Source organism: Microbispora sp. H10830 (genome assembly GCF_014161375.1).
In the GTDB taxonomy this organism is placed as follows: Bacteria; Actinomycetota; Actinomycetes; order Streptosporangiales; family Streptosporangiaceae; genus Microbispora; species Microbispora catharanthi.
The window spans coordinates 94,465-112,320 of sequence record NZ_JABBWX010000001.1 but is presented as its reverse complement, the minus strand read 5'-3'; the positions used below and the strand labels follow the sequence as shown (position 1 = coordinate 112,320).

The 17,856-nt window shown below is 72.3% G+C and carries 16 protein-coding genes; 11 read left to right on the top strand and 5 right to left on the bottom strand.

What is annotated here, in order from left to right:
* Window positions 1-23: 23 nt before the first annotated feature.
* Together HHX35_RS00555 and HHX35_RS00550 are read right to left on the bottom strand one after the other, a co-directional pair.
* Window positions 24-644: a Uma2 family endonuclease gene (locus HHX35_RS00555; RefSeq protein WP_310738823.1), complete on the bottom strand. Its 621-nt coding sequence runs from the start codon at window positions 642-644 to the stop codon at window positions 24-26.
* Between the two features lie 74 nt (window positions 645-718).
* Window positions 719-1,414 carry an acyltransferase gene (locus HHX35_RS00550; RefSeq protein WP_182897091.1) on the bottom strand — a complete coding sequence of 232 codons (696 nt, stop codon included), beginning with the start codon at window positions 1,412-1,414 and terminating at the stop codon, window positions 719-721.
* Between the two features lie 156 nt (window positions 1,415-1,570).
* Here HHX35_RS00550 and HHX35_RS00545 point away from each other — a divergent pair, with 156 nt between their 5' ends.
* The 9 genes from HHX35_RS00545 to HHX35_RS00505 all read left to right on the top strand — a co-directional run bounded on the left by HHX35_RS00545 (window position 1,571) and on the right by HHX35_RS00505 (window position 11,267).
* On the top strand, window positions 1,571-3,241 hold the full coding sequence (locus HHX35_RS00545; protein WP_139574300.1) for a CTP synthase: 1,671 nt from the start codon (window positions 1,571-1,573) through the stop codon (window positions 3,239-3,241).
* Between the two features lie 14 nt (window positions 3,242-3,255).
* Window positions 3,256-3,867, top strand: a complete 612-nt coding sequence (locus tag HHX35_RS00540; RefSeq protein ID WP_285783424.1) for an NUDIX domain-containing protein — start codon at window positions 3,256-3,258, stop codon at window positions 3,865-3,867.
* A gap of 35 nt (window positions 3,868-3,902) precedes the next feature.
* Entirely contained in the window at window positions 3,903-4,841 is a 939-nt protein-coding gene (locus HHX35_RS00535) for a site-specific tyrosine recombinase XerD (RefSeq protein ID WP_310738822.1), read from the top strand.
* A 99-nt stretch (window positions 4,842-4,940) separates the two neighbouring features.
* Window positions 4,941-5,828, top strand: coding sequence for a ParA family protein (locus tag HHX35_RS00530; RefSeq protein ID WP_142557039.1), 888 nt, complete (start codon window positions 4,941-4,943; stop codon window positions 5,826-5,828).
* A gap of 44 nt (window positions 5,829-5,872) precedes the next feature.
* Entirely contained in the window at window positions 5,873-6,748 is an 876-nt protein-coding gene (locus HHX35_RS00525; RefSeq protein WP_182897089.1) for a ScpA family protein, read from the top strand.
* Window positions 6,749-6,845: 97 nt separating this feature from the next.
* The gene (scpB, locus tag HHX35_RS00520; RefSeq protein WP_182897088.1) at window positions 6,846-7,538 is read left to right on the top strand and encodes an SMC-Scp complex subunit ScpB; all 693 of its coding nucleotides are present in this window, start codon (window positions 6,846-6,848) and stop codon (window positions 7,536-7,538) included.
* Window positions 7,539-8,596: 1,058 nt separating this feature from the next.
* Complete coding sequence (locus HHX35_RS43025) at window positions 8,597-9,538, top strand: pseudouridine synthase (RefSeq protein ID WP_310738821.1); 942 nt, start codon at window positions 8,597-8,599, stop codon at window positions 9,536-9,538.
* Between the two features lie 115 nt (window positions 9,539-9,653).
* Window positions 9,654-10,013 (top strand): chorismate mutase, encoded by a 360-nt coding sequence (gene aroH / locus HHX35_RS00510; protein WP_182897086.1) that lies wholly within the window; start codon window positions 9,654-9,656, stop codon window positions 10,011-10,013.
* A gap of 159 nt (window positions 10,014-10,172) precedes the next feature.
* Entirely contained in the window at window positions 10,173-11,267 is a 1,095-nt protein-coding gene (locus HHX35_RS00505) for a prephenate dehydrogenase (RefSeq protein ID WP_139574294.1), read from the top strand.
* Here the strand turns inward: HHX35_RS00505 and HHX35_RS00500 are convergent.
* From HHX35_RS00500 to HHX35_RS00490, 3 genes are all read right to left on the bottom strand, one after another.
* Window positions 11,224-12,690, bottom strand: a complete 1,467-nt coding sequence (locus HHX35_RS00500; protein WP_182897085.1) for an MFS transporter — start codon at window positions 12,688-12,690, stop codon at window positions 11,224-11,226. The genes HHX35_RS00505 and HHX35_RS00500 overlap by 44 nt on opposite strands.
* Window positions 12,687-13,859 carry a MerR family transcriptional regulator gene (locus tag HHX35_RS00495; RefSeq protein WP_310738820.1) on the bottom strand — a complete coding sequence of 391 codons (1,173 nt, stop codon included), beginning with the start codon at window positions 13,857-13,859 and terminating at the stop codon, window positions 12,687-12,689. Before HHX35_RS00495 ends, HHX35_RS00500 begins: the two co-directional genes overlap by 4 nt.
* A gap of 155 nt (window positions 13,860-14,014) precedes the next feature.
* Window positions 14,015-16,195 carry an MMPL family transporter gene (locus HHX35_RS00490; protein ID WP_182897083.1) on the bottom strand — a complete coding sequence of 727 codons (2,181 nt, stop codon included), beginning with the start codon at window positions 16,193-16,195 and terminating at the stop codon, window positions 14,015-14,017.
* A 127-nt stretch (window positions 16,196-16,322) separates the two neighbouring features.
* On the opposite strand from HHX35_RS00490, the gene HHX35_RS00485 reads away from it, so the two are divergent.
* A complete protein-coding gene (locus HHX35_RS00485) occupies window positions 16,323-16,967 on the top strand; it encodes a MerR family transcriptional regulator (protein ID WP_182897082.1) in 645 nt (214 codons plus the stop codon).
* A gap of 154 nt (window positions 16,968-17,121) precedes the next feature.
* Entirely contained in the window at window positions 17,122-17,769 is a 648-nt protein-coding gene (cmk, locus tag HHX35_RS00480; RefSeq protein WP_259404711.1) for a (d)CMP kinase, read from the top strand.
* Window positions 17,770-17,856: the final 87 nt, after the last annotated feature.

Below are 17,856 nucleotides of genomic sequence, written 5' to 3'. Positions count from 1 at the left end.
CGGCCGACGCTCGGCAGGGTGGGTCAGCCGATGAACGGGCTCAGGTCCAGGTCGATGTCCACGTCGAAGCCGACATAGGTCGTGAGGCGCTTGCGGTGGATCCCGGTCGGCACATACGCCTTGACGCTCGGCTCCAGCTCGAACGTGTACGCGACCGGTTCCTGGTCCTCCAGCTCGACGCGCCAGAGATATCTGATCCCGGCATCCGAGTACTTGATCGGCTTGGTCGTGCGGTCCCGCTCCTCCGAGCCGGGCGACACCACCTCGACGACAAGGTGAACATCCTCGGGGCGGTAGGAGGTTCTGCGCAGATCAGAGACTGCCTCCCTGTTGACGACAAGGACGTCCGGTTCCGGTCGCTGCCGTGGCCCCAGCGTTATCGACATCTCGTTCGCGACCCCGAGGTGATTCGGGGGCCGGATGCCGAGGTCGTGGTGGGCCAGCAAACTGACCATCAGCATGTGGAATGCGGTCTGGGGGGACCTCATGATCAGGGAGCCGTCGATCAACTCGACATGCCGGGGCGCATCAGGGGGAAGGTGGTCGAGCATGTCGGCGGTCCACCCGCCGGATGGACCGGGGTAGAACCACTCGGGGAGGGCCGCGGCCATTCGCTGTCCGCCTGCCGTCGTGGCGTGACTCACCGGCGTAATTCTGACACGAGGCGTAGTCATGCGTGACTGGCTGGGCAGATGTGGACACGGATGCCGGTGTCCGGCTAGGCCGTACGTGACTCGCGCTCGGGCCGGGGGCGGGGGTCGGCGGGAAGGGGAGAGGTGAGGCGGCCGGCCGAGGGGCTGTGCCAGCCGAGGTCGGGGGAATGCCGTCGGACGACCTTGGCGGGGACGCCGGCGATGACCGAGTGGTCGGGGAACTCCCCGCGCACCACGGCGCCGCCCGCGACCACCGACTGGCGGCCGATGCGTGTCCCCGGCAGGATGATCGCCCCCGTCCCGATCCAGGATCCCGAGCCGATGGAGACCGGCTTGTTGCGCGGCCACTGCCGCCCGATGGGCGTCTCGGGGTCGTCGTACACGTGGTTTTGGTCGGTGATGTAGACGTAGGGGCCGGTGAAGACGTCGTCGCCGATGTCTATGGACTGGTGGCCGACGATGTGGCTGCCCCTGCCGATCGAGCAGCCCCGTCCGATCCGCACGATCGAGTCGGGCCCGAGGTCCACGCCGGGGCCCATGCCGGCGGAGATCGACACCCGCTCCCCGACGAGCGTGTGCGAGCCGATCTCGATCCACTGCTCGCCGAAGATGGCGCCCTGGGGGAAGGACAGGCACACTCCCTCGCCCATGCTGCGGAACCGGTAGCCGCCCGGGGCGGCCGGGCTGATCGCCGCGGCCTCCCGCACATAGGCCCACCCCCGGTGGACCAGACGGCCGACGGCGCGCTTCACGAACGACATAACGCGACAAGTTACCGTTAGGTCGGCTTGTCCGCTATGGCAGGTTAGTGCACGTGGCAAGCCCAATGTTGCCCGACGTTTGATATTCTGAGAGCCCGTGGGCATCGCGGCGTCCAAACCGGACGGCCGGATCGACATCGACCACGGGAGCTCTTCTTGCGCAGCGCCGCACAAACCAAGCATCTGTTCGTCACCGGCGGCGTCGCCTCCAGTCTCGGCAAGGGACTGACGGCCTCCAGCCTCGGTCGTCTCCTCAAGCTTCGCGGCCTTCGCGTCACGATGCAGAAGCTCGATCCCTACCTCAACGTCGACCCCGGCACGATGAACCCCTTCCAGCACGGCGAGGTGTTCGTCACCGACGACGGGGCCGAGACGGACCTCGACATCGGCCACTACGAGCGCTTCCTCGACACCGAGCTGCACGGCTCCGCCAACGTCACCACCGGCCAGGTCTACTCGAACGTGATCGCCAAGGAGCGGCGCGGCGAGTACCTGGGCGACACCGTCCAGGTCATCCCGCACATCACCAACGAGATCAAGGACCGCATCCGCGGCATGGCGGGCCCGGACGTCGACGTGGTCATCACCGAGGTCGGCGGCACGGTCGGCGACATCGAGTCGCTGCCGTTCCTGGAGGCCGTCCGGCAGGTCCGCCACGAGGTCGGCCGCGACAACGTCTTCTTCCTGCACGTCTCCCTGCTGCCGTACATCGGCCCGAGCGGGGAGCTGAAGACCAAGCCCACGCAGCACTCGGTCGCCGCGCTGCGCAGCATCGGCATCCAGCCCGACGCGATCGTCTGCCGCTCCGACCGCCCGATCACCACCTCGCTCAAGCGCAAGATCAGCCTGATGTGCGACGTGGACGAGGACGCCGTGGTCTCCGCCGTCGACGCGGCCTCGATCTACGACATCCCGAAGGTCCTGCACGCCGAGGGCCTCGACGCGTACGTGGTGCGCCGGCTCGGCCTGCCGTTCCGCGACGTGGACTGGACCGAGTGGGACCAGCTCCTGCGCCGGGTCCACCGCCCGGCCAAGGAGGTCACGATCGCGCTGGTCGGCAAGTACATCGACCTGCCCGACGCGTACCTGTCGGTCACCGAGGCGCTGCGCGCCGGCGGCTTCGCCAACGACGCGCGGGTCAACATCCGCTGGGTCAAGAGCGACGACTGCGAGACCCCCGAGGGCGCGGCCCGCGAGCTGGACGGGGTCGACGGCGTGCTGATCCCCGGCGGCTTCGGCGTGCGCGGCATCGAGGGCAAGGTCGGCGCCGTACGGCACGCCCGCGAGCAGCGCGTGCCCCTGCTCGGCATCTGCCTCGGCATGCAGTGCATCGTGATCGACGCGGCCCGCAACCTGGCCGGGATCGAGGACGCCGACAGCACCGAGTTCGACCCCGAGACCATCAACCCGGTCATCTCCACCATGGCCGACCAGAAGGACGTCGTCGCCGGTGAGCGCGACATGGGCGGCACCATGCGGCTCGGCCTCTACCCGGCCAAGCTCGTGGAGGGCTCGCTGGCCCGCCGCCTGTACGGCAAGGCCAAGGTGGAGGAGCGCCACCGGCACCGCTACGAGGTGAACAACTCCTATCGGGAGCGGCTGGAGAAGGTCGGCATGGTGTTCTCCGGCCTGTCGCCCGACGGCCGCCTCGTCGAGTACGCCGAGCTGGCCACCGACCAGCACCCGTTCTTCATCGGCACGCAGGCCCATCCGGAGTTCCGCTCCCGCCCGACCCGGTCGCACCCCCTGTTCAAGGGGCTGGTGCAGGCCGCGCTGGAGTACGCGGGCCGGCGGGAGAACGTGGCGAAGGCGGGCCGGGCCAAGTGACCGCGGAGAACACGGTGAACGTCGAAGACGCCGAGGAGTCCTGGAACGTCGTCGCCTCCGCCGAGCGCTTCGCCGGGCGGATCATCACGGTGCGCACCGACACGGTGGAGATGCCCGGCGGGGTGACCGCCGACCGCGACTACGTCGTCCACCCCGGCTCGGTCGCGGTGCTCGCCCTAGACGACGAGGACCGCGTGCTGCTGATCCGCCAGTACCGGCATCCGGCGCGGCGCCTGCTGTGGGAGCTGCCGGCCGGTATCCGCGATGTGCCGGGCGAGCCGCTGGTGGAGTGCGCGGCGCGCGAGCTCGCCGAGGAGGCCGCCTACCGGGCGCGCACGTGGCACACGCTGGTCGACCTGCGCACCTCCCCGGGCATGTCGGACGAGCGGATCCGGGTCTTCCTGGCCCGCGACGTGGAGCCGATCCCCGACGAGGAGAACACCTACGTGCGCCACCACGAGGAGACCGACATGCCGGCGGCCTGGATTCCCCTGGGTGCGGCGGTCGACAAGGTGCTGAGCGGAATGATCCACAATTCTCCTGCCGTCGCCGGTATCCTCGCCGCATACGCTGCTTCCGCCGACGGATTCAAGGGCCTTCGTCCCGCCGACGCGCCGGAGGCATGAGTCCGTAGGGAGACGTCCTGAGCGAGCCCGAGGCGGTGCTGTCCAGCTACCTCGCCCATCTGGCGGTGGAGCGGGGGCTGTCTGCCAACACGCTCGCCTCCTACCGGCGCGACCTGCGCCGATACGTCGAACATCTCCGGGCGCGCGGGCTCGAGACGTTCGCGCAGGTCGCGGAGTCGGACGTGGTCGCCTTCCTCGCCGCGCTGCGGGAGGGCGACGAGGACCACCCGGCGCTGGTCGCCAGCTCGGCCGCCCGCGCCGTGTCGGCCGTACGCGGGCTGCACCGCTTCGCCCTGCGCGAGGGGGTGGCCGGGCACGACCCCGCGCACGAGGTGCGCCCGCCGCGCCAGCTTCGGCGGCTCCCCAAGGCGATCACCGTCGCGGAGGTCGAGCGGCTCATCGCCGCCTGCGGCCCGGAGGACTCGCCGCTCGCCCTGCGCAACCGCGCGCTGCTGGAGGTCCTGTACGGCACGGGCGCCCGGATCTCGGAGGCCGTGGGGCTGGCGGTGGACGACGTGCCCACGGGGCCGGCGTACGACGAAGACCATGACCACGACGGGGACCAGGATCAGGTGTGGCTGCGCGGCAAGGGCGGGCGGACCAGGATCGTGCCGCTCGGCCGCTTCGCCCGCCGGGCGCTCGACGCGTACCTGGTCAGGGCCAGGCCCCGGCTGGCGGCGCACGGCCGGGGGACGCCCGCGCTGTTCCTCAACGCGCGGGGCGGAAGGCTCACGCGGCAGGGCGCCTGGGAGGTGCTGCAGGCGGCGGCAGAGCGAGCCGGACTTTCTGGTGTATCGCCGCACATGTTGCGCCATTCGTTCGCAACCCACCTCCTCGACGGGGGCGCCGACGTTAGGGTTGTCCAGGAGTTGCTCGGCCACGCCTCGGTGACCACCACGCAGGTGTACACCCTGGTGACGGTCGACAAGCTCCGGGAGGTCTACGCGGCGGCACATCCCCGCGCCTTGCACTGAACGGGTGCATCTCGGCAGCCGTTGGCGCGCCGCCTTGCCGACCACGTGCCGACCCTTTAGATTCGATCAGGTTCGAGGGCCGTCAGGGAGGACCAACAGGTGACTGCGACCACAGAGGGGACGTGGGTGGGGGCTCCCGGCGCGATCGGGCCTACCGGCCGTCCCCGTCCGGTGTTCCCCGAACCGACACCGCCGGAGTCCCACGGGCCCGCGCGCATCGTCGCGATGGTCAACCAGAAGGGCGGCGTCGGCAAGACGACGACCACGATCAACCTGGGTGCCGCGCTCGCCGAGGTCGGCCAGCGGGTGCTGCTCGTGGACTTCGATCCGCAGGGCGCGCTGTCGGTCGGTCTCGGCATCGACCCCCGGCCGCTCGAGGCGACGGTCTACGACCTCATCATGGAGGAGCCCGACGTCACGGTCGAGGACGTGCTGATCGACACCACCGTCGAGGGTATGCAGCTCCTGCCGAGCAACATCTTCCTGTCGGGCGCGGAGATCCGGCTCGTCAACGAGGTCGCGCGGGAGTACGCCCTGCAGCGGGCGTTGGAGCCCCTGCTGCCGCACTACGACATCTGCCTGATCGACTGCCAGCCGTCCCTCGGTCTGCTGACGGTCAACGCGCTGACCTGCGCGCACAGCGTGATGATCCCGCTGGAGTGCGAGTTCTTCGCGCTGCGCGGCGTGGCGCTGCTGATGGAGTCGATCGGCAAGGTCCAGGAGCGGCTCAACAAGAACCTGGAGATCGACGGTCTGCTCGCCACCATGTACGACCCCCGGACGCTGCACGCCCGCGAGGTGCTGCAGACGATCATGCAGGGCTTCGGCGACAAGGTGTTCCACACGGTCATCAACCGGACGGTTCGCTTCCCCGACGCCACTTTGGCGGGGGAGCCGATCACGCAGTTCGACCCCGGCTCGATGGGCGCCACCGCCTACCGTGAGCTGGCCCGCGAGCTGCTGGCCAGGTGGCCCGCCCGCGTCTGACAGTGATGCCGGTAGGTGCCGCGCGATCGCGCCGGTAGGGGACAATGGCAGGTGTGACGACCGGCCAGGAGACCGACCAGGGGAGCGAGGAGAGCGCTCCGAGCGGCTTCCAGGTGCACCTGGACGTCTTCGAAGGGCCGTTCGACCTGCTGCTGGGGCTGATCTCCAAGCATAAGCTGGATATCACCGAGGTGTCCCTGCACAAGGTCACCGACGAGTTCATCGCGTACATCCGGTCGCGGGGCCCGGAGTGGGACCTCGACCAGACGAGCCATTTCCTGCTCGTCGCGGCGACCCTGCTCGACCTCAAGGCGGCCCGGCTGCTGCCCACCGGAGAGGTCGAGGACGAGGAGGACCTCGCCCTGCTGGAGGCCCGCGACCTGCTGTTCGCGCGGCTGCTGCAGTATCGGGCGTACAAGGAGGTCGCGAAGATCTTCGCCGGCCGGATGGCGGAGGAGGCGCTGCGCTTCCCGCGCGCCGTGCCGATGGAAAAGCGCTTCGCCGACCTGCTGCCGGAACTCGTGCTCGGCATCGGGCCCGAGCAACTCGCCAAGATCGCGGCACGGGCCTTCACTCCCAAGGCGCCGCCGTCGGTGTCGGTCTCGCACATCTACCAACCGCTGGCCAGCGTCAGGGAGCAAGCCGCTATTCTTGTCGAGCGGCTGAGGCGGCTGCACACGGCGACCTTCCGGGCGCTGACCGCCGACTGCTCGGGGACGTTCGAGATCGTCGCCCGCTTCCTGGCCGTCCTTGAGCTGTTCCGGGAGGCCGCGGTCTCCTTCGAACAGGTCGAACCGCTCGGCGACCTGTACGTCACCTGGACGGGAACCGCCGACGGCGACGTCACGGTGGGCGACGACTACGACGAGGGCCGGCGCGAGGAGCGGCCCGCCGAAGCGGCGGCCGCACGGGACGAGTGAGGCGGCCCGCCAGGGCCGACCGCTCGAGGCCGCGCCCAACCAGGACGCCGAATGAGCGGCGCGGCGGAGACGTGACCCGTACGACGAGCGAGGAGCGATGGAAGCGAGCGACACCCCCGGTTCCGGCGACGACCTCTCCGGCTCCGCCGGCGATGTGACGGGGCGGGACGGCGGCGCGCTCGCGTCCGGTCTCGGATCGCCGGATCCGGCCCCCGTTGCCCGGGAGCCCGAGGCGGAGCCGCCGGGCGAGGGGACCACGCTCACCGCGGCCCTCGAAGCGATCCTGATGGTGGTGGACGAGCCGGTCGCCGAGGTGACCCTCGCTCAGGTGCTGGAACGCCCGACGGTGGAGGTCGCCGCCGCGCTCCGCGCTTTGTCGGAGGAATACACGACCGCCGGACGGGGTTTCGACCTGCGAGAGGTGGCCGGAGGCTGGCGCTTCTACACCAGGGCGGAATGCGCCGCGCTGGTGGAGAGGTTCGTCAGGGACGGCCAGCAGGCGCGGCTGACGCAGGCCGCGCTGGAGACCCTCGCCGTGGTCGCCTACCGGCAGCCGGTCAGCCGGGCCCGGGTGGCGGCGGTGCGCGGCGTGAGCAGCGACGGCGTCATGCGGACGCTGGTCGCACGCGGCCTCGTGGAAGAGGCCGGAACCGACCCGGAGAGCCAGGCAGTGCTCTACCGGACGACGAGTTACTTCCTGGAGAGACTGGGGCTGCGGAGCCTCGACGAGCTTCCCGAACTCGCCCCGTTCCTCCCGGACGACGTGGAAATTCTTGAGGAGCAGAAGTAGTGAACAACAGGCGTGGCACCCCGTCCGGTGAGGGACGCGGTCGGAGCCGGAGCACCGGTCAGCAGGGCGCGAGCCCGCGTGGATCCCGTGGCGGATCCGGCGGCTTCCGCCCCCAGGGCGACCGGCGCGGCGGTTCCCGCGTCCCTGGTTCCCGGTCCGGGTACGGTTTCGACTCCAGGTCCGACTCCAGGTCCGACTCCAGGTCCGACTCCCGGTCCGACAGGCCGGACTCCAGGCGGTTCCGCGACGAGGAGGCCCCGCGCGGCGACCGGTACGGCGACCGCCGTTCCGGCGACGACCGCTCCCACGGCCGTTACGGTGACACCGGTCGTCACAATGACACGGGCCGTTACGGTGACACCGGCCGCCGCGACGCGCGTTCCGGCGGCGAGCGGTATCGCGACGACGACCGGGCCCCCTTCCGCGGGGAGCGGGACGGTTCTCGCGGCCGGTACGGCAGGCCCGAGGGCGGCCGTTCCGGCGATCGTGACGGCGGCCGTGGCTTCGATCGCGGGTCAGACCGCGGGTCCGGCCGTGGGTTCGACCGCGACGGCGGCCGTGGGTTCGAGCGTGACTTCGACCGTGATCGCAATTCCGGCCGGGAGCGCGGTGCCAGGGACGCCTTCTCCGCCGACCGTCCGTCGTTCCGTACGGAGGGGACCGGTTCGCGCGGCCGGTACGGCAGGCCGGAGGGTGGCCGGGACCGGCCGCGTGACCGCGACGGCGGTTACGAGACGACGCGTGAGCCGAGGCGGGCGGCCTTCCGCGACGATGAGCGCGGCGACCGTGGTACACGGAGCGGACGCGGCGACCGTGAGGTACGGAGCGGACGCGGCGACCGTGAGGTACGGAGCGGACGCGGCGACCGTGAGGTACGGAGCGGACGCGGCGACCGTGAGGGATGGAGCGGACGCGGCCAGCGTGAGACAGGGGGCCCGCGCGGCGACCGTGGTACACGGAGCGAGCGCGGGGACCGTGAGGCACGGAGCGCGCGGCCCGAGCGCGGCGACTTCCGCGCGGCGCGCGGCGGCGGCAGGGGCCGTGCGAGCCGCGACGAGGTGCAGACGATCGGCCGTCTCGGCGGCGGGCGCGGCCGGTTCGGCGGCGCCGGAGCCGGCGGAGGCTCGCGCGGCGCGGCGCGGCCCGCGGGAGGTTTCAAGAGCCCCGGCGCGAGCGGCCCGGTGAGCAACCCGTTCAAGACGTCCCGGCAGCCGCTGCGCGACCCGGACTTCTACGACGAGGACTACACCGACGAGCGCGACACGACCGAGGTGCCGGACGGTGAGCGGCTGCAGAAGGTGCTCGCCCAGGCCGGGGTGGCCAGCCGGCGGGCGTGCGAGGAGATGATCGGCGAAGGCCGGGTGTCGGTGGACGGACAGACGGTGCGCCGCTACGGCGCGCGCGTCGATCCCGCCAAGCAGGTCATCCGGGTCGACGGCAAGCGCATCCCGACGTCCTCGGAGACCGTCTACTACGCGCTCAACAAGCCGATCGGCGTGGTGAGCACGATGGACGACCCCGAGGGCCGGCCGTGCCTGAACGACTACGTGCAGGACCTCGCGCCCCGGCTGTTCCATGTGGGACGTCTCGACACCGAGACCGAGGGCCTGCTGCTGCTGACCAACGACGGCGAGCTGGCTCACCGGCTGACCCACCCGAGCTACGGCGTGCAGAAGAAGTACTGGGCCAAGGTGCCCGGTCCCGTTCCGCGCGACCTGCACAAGGTGCTGCGCAAGGGCGTGGAGCTGGAGGACGGCCTGGCCAAGGTGGACGAGTTCCGGGTGGTGCAGGAGCACGGCCAGCAGGCGCTGGTCGAGATCGTTCTCCACGAGGGCCGCAAGCACATCGTCCGGCGGGTGATGGAGACGGTCGGGCATCGGGTGATCGACCTGGCCCGCATCGAGTTCGGCCCGGTCAAGCTCGGCCGGCTCAAGCCGGGAACCATCCGGACGCTCACCGTGCAGGAGATCGGTGAGCTGTACGCGGCGGTCGGCCTGTAGCCTTTCCGCGCGGCGGACGAAAGTCGCAAGCCGGGCAGAATTGGCTGAAAGTCACGTAGATGGGCCGGGCTCGTCTCCGCAGGAGACCGGCCCGTCCCAGCGAGAGGGGAACGACATGGTGCGGGCGATTCGCGGAGCCATCCAGGTCGAGGGCAACGATCGTGACGCGATCCTCGCCGGGACGACCGAGCTGGTGACCGAGGTGATGGGGCGCAACAACCTCACGACCGACGACGTCATCAGCGTGATCTTCACGTGCACGCCCGACCTCACCGCCGAGTTCCCCGCACTGGCCGCGCGCAAGCTCGGGTTCCACGACGTGCCCCTGCTGTGCGCGAGCGAGATCGACGTGCCGGGCGCGCTTCCGCGCGTGGTGCGGCTGATGGCCCACGTGCAGACCGACCGTCCCCGGCAGGAGATCCAGCACGTGTACCTGCGCGGCGCCGTGGCGCTGCGCGTGGACATCGCCCAATGAGCACCCTCCGATAGGCATCGCCCATCGAGCATCGCCCGGTAGGCGTCGCCCGGCAGGGCCACGCCGGGACGGCGGGGCCGGCGAACCATCAACAATCCACCCACGAGACATCCGTCGCGGGACAGCGCACCTGGGGACGGCGACGGCAGGAAGAGCACGATGACTCCCATCGAGGACGCCGGGATCGGCAGTGTGGTCGTTGTGGGAACGGGCCTCATCGGCACGTCGATCGCACTGGCGCTGCGGCAGCGGGACGTGCGGGTCTTCCTGGCCGACCGGGACGCGGGAGCCGTACGGCTCGCGCGTGAACTGGGCGCGGGGGAGGACTGGACCGGCGAGCAGCGGGCGGATCTCGCGGTCGTCGCCGTGCCGCCCCAGTTCGTCGCGCAGCAACTGCTCGACCTGCAAAAGCGCGACAGCGCCCGCTTCTACACCGACGTGGCGAGCGTGAAGGCGCTCCCGCTGGCCCAGGCCGCCCAGCTCGGCTGCGACCTGACGACGTACGTCGCGGGGCATCCGCTGGCGGGCCGCGAGCGGTCCGGCCCGGCGGCGGCCCGCGCCGACCTGTTCCTCGGCCGTCCGTGGGCGTACTGCCCGACGGACGAGGCGTCCCCGCGGGCGGTGGCCGCGGTGGAGCGGCTGATCTCGCTGTGCGGGGGCAACGCCGTGCGGGTGGACGCGGCCGAGCACGACCGCGCCGTCGCGGTCGTCTCGCACGCCCCGCACGTGACGGCCGCCGCGGTGGCGGCCCGGCTGGCGGAGGCGTCGGAGACGGCGCTCGGGCTGTCGGGGCAGGGCGTGCGCGACGTGACCCGCATCGCCGCCAGCGACCCCGCGCTGTGGACCGGCATTCTCGAGGGCAACGCGCTGCCCGTCGCCGAGGTGCTGGAGGCGCTCGTGGACGACCTGAGCGCCGCCGCCCGCTCGCTTCGCGCGCTGGCGGGCGACGGCGCGGCCATGGGGCAGGTCACCGACCTCCTGTCGCGCGGCGTGCGGGGGACCGGCAGGATCCCCGGCAAGCACGGCGGTCCGGCGCGGACGTACGCGGTGGTCCAGGTGCTCATCGGCGACCGTCCCGGCGAGCTGGCCCGCCTGGTCCAGGCCGCGGGCGAGACGGGCGTCAACATCGAGGACATCCGCCTGGAGCACGCCACCGGACTGGAGCTCGGCGCGGCCGAGCTGTACGTCCGCCCGGAGGCGGCGGAAGCGCTCACCCACGGCCTGCGCGAGCGCGGTTGGCAGGTGCCGGGCTGACCCGGTCTCCCGGTAAGGCCGGTGATGTCAGACCGGCCACCGGCCCCGGCCCCGGGGCGGTGGCGGGAGCGGGGGCGATGTAGCGGCGCAGGTCGGGGATCGCCCAGGCGATCGCCGTCACGCTGACCACGGTGAGCAGTCCGCCCGCACAGATGACGACGCGCGGGCCGGACAACACGCCCGCGGTGTCGTGCAGGGGCGCGCTGGTGAGACCGTGCAACGCGGCGCCGGCAGAACCGTGCAGCAGATTCGCGATCTGCGGCCCTCCGACCAGCACGACGGTGAGCGCGCCCTGCACGCGCCCGCGTACGGCGTCGCCGGTGTGCGCCTGAATGATCGTGGTGCGGAAGGTGCTCAGCACGAAGTTGACCGCGCCGCCGAGCACGAGCGCCGCCAGCGCGATCCACAGCTCGGCGGCCAGGCCGACGAACACGACGGCGATCCCCCATGCGACGGCGGCGCCCGCCACGAGGGCGCCGTGGCGCCGCGCGCGGGTGAACGTGCCCGACAGCAGCCCGGCCGCGAAGACCCCGGCGGGGTAGGCCGCGTAGAGCAGTCCCGTCTCCGTGCCGCCCCCGGCCGTGCCACCGAAGACGTGACGGGCCAGCTCGGGGAACAGCGCCGACGGCATGCCGAAGACCATGGCCGCGAGGTCCACGGCCAGCACCGCCACCAGCAGCCTGTCGGTCGCCAGGTATCGGAACCCGGCCAGCATCCGGCTGCCCGCCGCGCCCGCCGTGCCCGCCGCGTCCTTCGTGCCCGCGGCGGGAGGCGGCAGCGGCGGCAGCATGGCGACCGCCCACACCACGGCGAGCAGCGCGACGGCGTCGAACAGGTACAGCGTGCCGAGCCCTGCAACCGGGACCAGCACACCGGCGAGCATCGGCCCCAGGATCGACCCGCCGTAGCGGACCAGCGAGCTGAGGCCGTTGGCCGCCGGCAGCAGCTCGGCCGGGACGAGGCGGGGCACGGTGGCCCCCGTCGTCGTCAGGACCGTCCCGTAGGTCAGCCCCTGGAAGGCCACCGCCACCAGCAGGACGGGGACGGAGCGGCCACCCAGGACCGCCTGGAGCCACAGCGCCGCGTACGTCAGCGCCAGACCGAGGTCGGCGGCGAGCAGCATCGTCCGCCGGTCCGTCAGGTCGGCGAGCGCGCCACTCCACACCGCCGCCGCGACCAGCGCGGCGAACGACACCCCCGCGGCGGCTCCCACGGCCGCCGACGAGCCGGTGACCGTGAACAGTTGCGTCGGCACCGCGACCACGCTGAAGGACCCGCCCACAGCACAGATCACCGAGGCGGCCCACATCCGGCGGAACGCCGGGATGGCGAGCGGCCGGCAGTCGACGGTGAAGGCCCACACGGAGGCCGGCCTGGAGGAACAGGTGGAAGAACGGGGCGGCCGCACCGTCGTGGCGCTCATCGCGCGGCCCCGCCGTCGCCGGCGGCCGGGGATCCCTCCGCCGCCGTGTCAGCCACCGTGTCAGCCACCGTGTCGGCCACCGGGTCAGCCGCGGTGTCGGCTACCACGTCGGCGACCACGCAGGCCACGTTGTCGGAGGCGCCGGCGGCGTACGCCCGGTCGATCAGCTCGTCGACGACCTGCCGCGGATCGCCGGGACCGGCGAGGGTCTCGCGCAGCACGCCGACCGGCACGACACCCGGCAGGCCGTCCGTGCAGAGCAGGTAACGGTCGCCGGGGACGGCCTCGTGCATCGACAGATCAGGCAGGGAGGATCCGGTGCCGGTCAGCGCGCGTACCAGAAGCGAGCGCCGGGGGTGGGAGACGGCCTCCTCCGGGGTGAGCCGGCCCTCGTCGATCAACGACTGTACGTACGAGTGGTCGTGGGTGATCTGGAACAGTCCCCCGTCGCGGAAGAGGTACGCCCGGCTGTCGCCGATGTGCACCAGCGCCAGCCGCGACCCGGACCACACGAGCGCGGTCAGCGTGGTGACCGCCTCTCCCGAGGGTGTCGAGGCGGCGATGTCCCGGATCGCCCGCTCGGCGTCGCCGACGGCGTCGGCGAGCGCGCCGAGCAGGTCCTCGGGGAGCACGGACAGGGTCTGCAGGCGCTTGAGCGCGTCGACGGCCGCCGCGCCGGCGCGGTCGCCGCCCGGGCCCCGCATCCCGTCGGCCACCGCCAGCAACCGCTCGCCGGCGTACGCGACGTCCTCGTTGCTCGTCCGCACCGGTCCCGGCTCCGACCGGGCGGCGTAACGGATCCCCGGCATGGTCCTGGTGTCCCTCACGGCGCTGCCCCTTCCCGACAGGTGGTCGACGAGGAAGGCGGCGAGCCGGCCCCGGGCCTCGGTCTCGGCCGTGACGTGCCGCCAATACGCGGCCACCTCCTCGGCCGCGTCCGGCACGGGCAGGTCGCACACCCGCCGGATGCGCTCCAGCGGCATGCCGAGCCGCCGCAACCAGGCGATCAGGCGGGCCCGCTCCAGCTGGGCCGGGTCGTAGTAGCGGTATCCCGACTCGCCGTCCACCGCGGCCGGCCGCAGCAGCCCGACCTCGTCGTACAGCCGTAGCGCCTTGGGCGACAGCCGGGCGGCCCGTGCGAACGTCCCGATGGTCAGCAGCTCCCGCACCACTCCTCCTCGTCCCGGCCGCCATGGCCGGTGCCGACGATGCTGGGGCTTCACCCAGGGGCAAGGTCAACACGCGGAGGAAGCTACAGGAGGATCCGCGGGGGCCCACAACGAGCGCGGAACGAGCGCGGAACCGGCGCGCGGAAGACCCGATCTCAGAGGCTGGTGACCGCCTCCTCGGGGGAGGGCACCGCGGGAGCGTGCTCCGGCAGGCCGTGCCGCCGCCACCATCGGGCCAGGGGCCGGGGCGCCCACCACGCCCGTTCGCCGAGCAGCCGCATGGTGGCGGGCACCAGCAGGCCGCGCACGATCGTCGCGTCCACGGCGACCGCGATCACCAGGCCGACGCCGATCATCTTCATGATCGTCACGCTGGAGAAGGCGAAGCCCGCGACGGACACGGCGACGAGGAGGGCGGCGCTGGTGACCACCCCGGCCGTCCTGGCCAGCCCGCGGGCCATCGCCTCCGCGGGATCGGCCCCGCGCTCGCGCTCCTCGCGTACGCGCGACAGGAGGAACATCTCGTAGTCCATCGCCAGCCCGAAGGCGATCGCGACGATCAGCACGGGGAAGTTCACGTCGACGGCCCCGACGGGCTCGAAGCCGAGCGGCCCGGCCAGCCGGCCATCCTGGAAGATCAGCTTGATGGCGCCGAAGGACGCCGACAGCGACAACAGGTTCAGCAGCACCGACTTGATCGGCAGGATCACCGAGCCGAACGCCAGGAACATCAGGGCGATCGACACGACGGCCACGAACAGCGCCATCCACGGCAGGCGGGTGACGACCATGTCCACGATGTCCACCCGCGAGGCGGGCATCCCGGTGAACGACGCGACGGCCCCGGCCGGAGGCGGCACGGCCCGCAGGTCCTCGACCATCCGCACGGCCGCGCGAGACATCGGGTCCATCGCGTAGCCGAGGGTGATCCTGGCGAGAGCGCCGGTGGTCCCGGTGACGGCCGCGCTCTCCACTCCGGACACGGCGTCCAGGCGGGCGGCGTAGCCGTCCAGCGCCGCCCTGTCCAGGGCGCGCGGCGCCTCGACGACGGCCGTCACGATCTTGGCGGGGTCGGCGGTGAAGCGCTCGGCCAGTTCCCGGGTCACGGCGCGCGCGTCGGCGCCGGAGGGCAGCACCCAGTCGCCGGGCCTGGCCCAGTTCACACCGAGGAAGGGCAGGCCGAGCGCCACGAGCACCGCGACGACGGCGAGCGCGCTCGCGAGGGGCCGCCGCATGACGGCGTGGGCCAGGCGATACCACCGCGCGCCTGAGGCGGCGGGCCGGGCGCGGCCGAGCCCCCCTTGGCCGGCCTGCCGGCCGAGCTCCCTTCGGCCGACCCGTCGGCCGACGGCCGCCAGCAGCGCGGGCAGCACGGTGAGGGAGGTCAGCACGGCCAGGACGACCGTGGCGGCGCCCGCGTACGCCATCGACAGCAGGAACCGCGAAGGGAACACCGCGAGGCCCGCGAACGACAGCGCCACGACCGCGCCGGAGAACGCGATCGTCCGGCCCGCCGTGGCCGTCGTCCGTTCCACCGCCGTCGCGACGGACGCGCCCCTGCCGAGCTCCTCCCTGAACCGGGTGACCGCGAGCAGCGCGTAGTCGATCGCCAGGCCGAGGCCGAGCACCGTGACGACCTGGATGGCGAACGTCGAGACGTCGGCGACCAGCGTGACAAGGCGCAGCACCGCCATCGTGCCGAGCGCGGCGACCACGCCGACGGCCAGGGGCAGCGCCGCCGCCAGGAGGCTGCGGAAGACCACCGCCAGCAGGATCAGCAGAATCGGCACCGAGATCGCCTCGGCCAGGCCGATGTCGCGCGCGATCGTGCTGTTGACCTGGTCGGTCATCGCGGTGAGGCCGCCGAACCGCACAGTCAGGCCCTCGACCTCGAACCTGTCCCGGATGCCGCGCAGGGCCCGTACGCGCTCCTGGTCGTCGGGGGAGCGGAACTGCACGGTGACGTACGTCGCGTGCCGGTCCTCCGACACGAAGCCGGGTGAGCCGGTCGACCAGTACGACTCCAGCCGCACGACGTCCTGACGGGGGAGCGCGTCGAGGGCCCGGCGTACGGGCCCGGCGAAGGCGGGGTCGTCCACGGTGAGGCGGTCGCTCTCGTACAGGACGACGACGTCGGCCGTGTGACGGCCCAGCGGTCCGGCGAGCAGCCGGTCGGCGTGCGAGGACGGGCTGCCGGGGTCGTCGAAGCCCGCACCGCCACCGAGGCGGCCGAAGACGCCGGCGCCCCACACGCCCGCGACCACGGTGAACAGCAGCGCGCCCAGCAGGATCAGGCGACGGTGACGGACCGCGAAGCGGCCCAGAGCGCCGAACATGCGCTTCCCTCATTCCGATAGTAGAGAGTGTCACTATCCATAATTGACCGATAGCGACGCTATCCATATCTGTGGGTGCGGGCAAGCCCCGGGCCTATCCTGTGAGGGTGCGGCGAGGGAGAGGGACATGCGGATCGCGGAGCTGAGCAGGCGGACCGGGGTCCCGATCCCGACCATCAAGTACTACATGCGGGAGGGGCTGGTCCCGCAGGGAGAGCGGACCGGCCCCAACCAGGCGCGGTACGACGAGGAGCACGTCAGGCGGCTTCGGCTGGCCAGGGCGCTGGTCGAGGTCGGCGGGCTGCCGGTGGCCTCGGCCCGCGAGGCGCTCGCGCTGATCTTCTCGTCCGGCATCTCGGAGTTCGACGTGCTCGGCAAGGCGCAGTACGCGCTGACCCCGCCAAGGGAACGCGCCGAGGACGACGCCTGGGACGAGGCCGCAGCGCAGGTCGACGAGCTGATCGCCCGGCGGGGCTGGCAGGTCAAGCCGGGCAATCCGGCCAGGCGGACGCTGGCGGACGCGCTGGCGACCCTGCGGCGCCTCGGTGAGGACGACTACCTGGACCTGCTGGAGACCTACGCCGAGACCGCCGAGCACCTGGCGGACACGGAGGTGCGGGCGATCAGCCGGCGGGGCGACCTGCACGCCATGGCCGAGGCGATCGTGATCTGGACCGCTCTCGGCGACCCCGTGATCGCATCCCTGCGCCGCCTGGCCCAGGAGGCGCGGGCGGCCCGGCTGCTCGGCGGGACCGCCGAGGAGACCGCCTGAGACCCGTCTCGCGGGTACTGCCGGCGAACGCGAGAGGATCGCGCGGGCGGCCCTGTCCCGCCGCCGATGCATGCTTTCCGGCGGTATCCCGGTAGCCTCGGGGGCGACGATTCGAAGGGGAGAAGGAGAGCCGGTGTCGGGTCTGGTCGTCGCCATGGACGGTCCCTCGGGATCGGGCAAGTCGAGTGCCTCGCGGGGCGTCGCGCGGGCGCTTGGCCTGCGATACCTCGACACGGGCGCCATGTACCGCGCGGTCACCTGGTGGATGCTCCAGCGGGGCGTGAACCTGGAGGACGCCGCCGAGATCGCCGCGAGGTCCGCCGAGCCCACACTGGTGATGAGCACCGACCCCGACGCGCCGGGCGTCACCGTGGACGGCGTCGACGTCAACGGGCCGATCCGCGGCCCCGAGGTGACCGGCGCGGTGTCGGCCGTGAGCGCCGTGCCCGAGGTGCGCCACCGGCTGGTGGCCCTGCAGCGGGAGATCATCGCCGAGTCCCTGCCTGGCGGCGGGATCGTGGTCGAGGGCCGCGACATCGGCACCGTGGTCGCGCCGGACGCGCCCGTCAAGATCTACCTCACGGCGAGCGCCGAGGCGCGCGCCCTGCGCCGTACGGCGGAGCTGGACGGGACGACCGTGGAGGCGCAGAGGGCCGCGATGGCCCGGCGCGACGCCCTCGACTCGACGCGCAAGGCCGACCCGCTGGCGATGGCCGCGGACGCGGTGGAACTGGACACGACGCCGCTGGACCTGGACGAGGTGATCGCCGAGGTGCTCCGGCTCGTCAAGGAGCGGGTCTGACGCCCGCACGCACCGCCTGACCGCTTCCCGCGCCGCGTCCGCCGCGCCGGAGTGGGCCACGCGGTGCGACGTACGAACGAGCCCGGC